We start from the raw sequence: 3,145 nt of genomic DNA, 5'->3' as shown, positions 1-3,145 counted from the left end.
GGCGGGCGTTATCCTTTTTATCCTGCCGCTTGCACTTTTAGTCGCGTGGCTGAGCTGGGACTACGTCGTGGAGGCGTACGAGAGTGGCGAGGGTAGCGCAGATCCGGGCGGTTTACCGTATCGCTGGGTTATCAAGGCCTTTATCCCGTTTAGCTTCTGGTTACTTATATTTTTTAGTGTCGGATACTTTATAAAGTGGCTAAACGTCTATCTAGACGCTCGCTCAAATTTAAGCGAGGCGGGCAAATTTGACGCCAAATTTAGCAAAACCGCGCAACAAGGGGAGGGGAAATGACCGGTATCGTAATGTTTTTAGCTGCGCTTTTTATGCTTGCTATCGGCTTTAGCGTCGCATTTACCTTTGGCGCGATAGCCGTTATTTTCGGACTCATCGGCGGCATGGTCGAGAGCTTTGGCGACGGTAACGGCTTTATGGGCGGGCTTGAGATTTTTAAAGAGACATTTAACTTCATGCCTTACCGCATCTACTCGATAATGGAAAATAAAATCCTCATCGCCGTGCCGCTTTTCGTTTTTATGGGCATTATTTTACAAAAGACCAAGCTAGCCGAGAGGTTGCTTGAGAGTATGGCGTTTTTATTCGGCGAGATTCGCGGCGGCGTGGCGATCAGTACCGTGCTAGTGGGCGCGCTATTAGCCGCATCTACGGGCGTTGTGGGTGCTAGCGTCGTAGCCATGGGCGTCATGAGCCTGCCCGTGATGCTAAAGTACAACTACAACAAAGCTCTAGGCTGCGGCACTATCTGCGCTTCGGGAACGCTTGGACAGATCATCCCGCCTTCCATTGTGCTTATTATTCTTGGCGACGTCTTTACGGTGCCAGTCGGCGATCTTTTCCGCGAGGCGATATATCCGGGTCTTGCGCTCGTGGGCGCATATATAGCCTATATCCTCATCGTCTCTTACGTCAAAAAAGACTACGCGCCGCCCGTCGTCGTAGAGAGCGACGTGCCTAAATCAAAGCAAATTTTAAACGCTATACTTGCGATTTTGCCGCCGTTGGTGCTCGTCGTGCTGGTGCTTGGTTCGATATTTGAAGGCATCGCTACGCCGACGGAGAGCTCGGCGTTTGGCTGCGTGGGCGCGATCGTGCTTTCGCTTTTTTACAGGACTTTTTCGTTTAAAATGCTAAAAGAAGCGCTCGAAGAGAGCGTCAAAACTACGGCCGTCGTCTTTACTATCCTTATCGGCGCGACAGCATTTTCGATGGTGTTTAGCTACACCGGCGGCGACGAGATAGTTGAAGAAGTGATGTCTAGTTTGCCGGGAGAAAAATGGGGCTTTATTATCTTAGCGATGATTACGATTTTTGCGCTAGGATTTTTTATAGACTTCGTCGAGATTTCGTATATCGTGCTACCGATCTTGGCGCCGATTGCCGTAAATTTAGGCATAAATCCGCTATATTTCGCCATCGTTATCGCGATGAATTTACAGACTTCGTTTCTCACTCCTCCGTTTGGCTTTAGCCTCTTTTATCTAAAAGGCGTGGCGCCGGCAGAGGTCAAGACGTCCGACATCTACCGCGGCGTGGTGCCCTTTATCGCGATACAAATTTTAGTTCTGATCATCTTTACGATCATCTTGCTAGGCTAAAATTTATCTTTGTAAGGCTATAATCTCTTAAATTTACCCAAAGGAGAGAAAATGAGAGAGATAGCCTTAGTTTCGGCGTTTGCGCTGATAGCGAGCGCCGAAAGTAACCTGATAGAAATCTACAAAAACGCCTCATTTATCCATCAAAACTTCACCGACCAAAAAAGCGAATTTAGCCTAAATTTGCCCGATTTCGTCGGGCTTGAGGATATCGACGTGGCTGCGTCGTGCGAGCTTCTAAGTCTAAATTTAAACGAAGCAAAGCCCGCAGAAAACGAGGCCTACGCTAAATTTAAGCAAAACGAAAAAGAGCTTGAGGAGCTAAACGACAAGCTAAACGCACTAAATTCCAAAAACGCTTTTTTAAATAATTTTCCGGCCTTTAAAGAGCAAAGCGTCGCAAATTTGGACGCCGACGGCGATAAATTTTACGAAGCCGTGCTAAAAAATCTAGCCCAAATTTCGCAAACCAAAAAGCAAATAGACGAGCTGAAAAAGAAAATGAACGCGGCCGAGGTTAAAAATTTCCAAAAGCTTGATTTGAAATTCGAATGCGACCCAAAACAGGTCAAGATCTCCTATCCCGTGGGCGTTAGCGTAAATTTGAAAAATAAAATCCATGCCGACGTCGCAAAAGGCAAGGTCGAAATCTCGCAAAATTTGACCATGACAAATCCTTTAGGTATCGATCTAAACTCCCTTACGATCGCGCTTTATCCGTTTTACTACTCGTCAAATTTGACCCCCGCGCCATTTTATCCGCGCTACGAAGGCAAACCGGCGCCGCGAAATATGATGCCGCTAGCAGCCGCGCCGATGATGGAGGCGAGCGCCGATATGGCCGTGGCAAGGGCGCCCGCAAAGAAAAATAGCGTCAAAGACGTGCAGTCGAGCAACGAGCAAAACGCGCTCGCAAACGCATGGCGCATCGAGGGCGTGAGTCTAAAAGCGGACGAAACGGCTGATTTTGCCTACGACAAGCAGAGTTTGGATGCTAAATTTGACCTCGTGATCGACGGCTACGGCAGTGCGGGCGCTTTTGTTAGAGCCGCGTTTAAGCCCGAGCGTAGTATAGAGAGCGCGCAAAGCGAGTTTAAGATTGACGGTATAAATATCGGCAAAAGGTACGTAGGCTACGCCGCGGGCGAGGATGCAAAGGAGTTTTTTGGCAAAAACGAGCTTGTTAGCGTGAAAAAAGAAGCCAACGGTGAACATACGAAAGAGTCGTTTTTCGGCTCGAAAAATAAGATCTCGCGCGGATATAAATTTAGCATCAAAAACGGCTCAAAACTCGCGTGGGACGTGGTTTTGGAGGAGCAAGCGCCAGTTAGCACGCATGAGAGCGTAAGCGTGAGCGTGAAAAACGACCCGAAAGAAAACGAAATCGGCAAAGACGGTAAGGTAACGTGGAAATTTGCGCTTAAGCCAAATGAGAGCAAGAAGATAAATTTCTCCTATGAGCTAACTAAGCCGAGCGAATAAAATTGTAAATTTCTTGTTGCGGCTTGTCTCGCGAGCGCTTTTCCGA

At 47.8% G+C, this 3,145-nt stretch carries 3 protein-coding genes; all 3 read left to right on the top strand.

Annotated features, from left to right (window positions below; genetic code table 11):
• Positions 1-295: TRAP transporter small permease subunit (locus H740_RS11960; RefSeq protein WP_002952683.1), on the top strand; the 295-nt coding region annotated here is incomplete at its 5' end.
• Complete coding sequence (locus tag H740_RS06825) at positions 292-1,617, top strand: TRAP transporter large permease (RefSeq protein ID WP_002952682.1); 1,326 nt, start codon at positions 292-294, stop codon at positions 1,615-1,617. The genes H740_RS11960 and H740_RS06825, both read left to right, overlap by 4 nt.
• A gap of 51 nt (positions 1,618-1,668) precedes the next feature.
• The gene (locus H740_RS06820) at positions 1,669-3,099 is read left to right on the top strand and encodes a DUF4139 domain-containing protein (RefSeq protein ID WP_002952680.1); all 1,431 of its coding nucleotides are present in this window, start codon (positions 1,669-1,671) and stop codon (positions 3,097-3,099) included.
• Positions 3,100-3,145: the final 46 nt, after the last annotated feature.

The sequence above is a fragment of the Campylobacter showae CC57C genome (genome assembly GCF_000344295.2).
Classification (GTDB): domain Bacteria; phylum Campylobacterota; class Campylobacteria; order Campylobacterales; family Campylobacteraceae; genus Campylobacter_A; species Campylobacter_A showae_B.
This window is presented reverse-complemented; position numbering and strand designations above follow the sequence as displayed.

What these genes read in the sequence shown, in the direction of transcription:
- H740_RS06825 (WP_002952682.1), top strand. Translation starts at nt 292, where the DNA reads ATGACCGGTATCGTAATGTTTTTAGCTGCGCTTTTTATGCTTGCTATC.
- H740_RS06820 (WP_002952680.1), top strand. Translation starts at nt 1,669, where the DNA reads ATGAGAGAGATAGCCTTAGTTTCGGCGTTTGCGCTGATAGCGAGCGCC.